General features: G+C 52.9%; 1 protein-coding gene. It reads left to right on the top strand.

Going from position 1 to position 255, the window contains the following annotated elements:
* On the top strand, positions 1-255 hold a 255-nt coding region (locus tag AACY08_RS30245), incomplete at both ends, for an IS110 family transposase (RefSeq protein ID WP_339472757.1).

The raw sequence follows: 255 nt of genomic DNA, 5'->3' as shown, positions 1-255 counted from the left end.
ATCCCGCTCTTCGAAATACTGGATAGACGAGGTTTTGAGGTCTATCTCGTTAATTCCCGCGCCACTCGGCAGATAACCGGTCGCAAGTCTGATGTACTTGATTGTCAGTGGATCCTTCAACTCATGACGCACGGCCTGTTGAGAGGCGCTTTTCGGCCTGCGGACGACGTGTGCTCACTGCGCTCATTGGTCCGTCAGCGTGGCAATAAAGTTCGCGACCAAGCCAAAGCCCTTAATCGGATGCAAAAGGCTTTG

The organism is Pseudomonas sp. EL_65y_Pfl1_R83 (assembly GCF_963970695.1).
Taxonomy (GTDB): domain Bacteria; phylum Pseudomonadota; class Gammaproteobacteria; order Pseudomonadales; family Pseudomonadaceae; genus Aquipseudomonas; species Aquipseudomonas tritici.
Note: the sequence above shows the minus strand (reverse complement) of the source record. Positions and strands in the feature narration are given on the sequence as shown.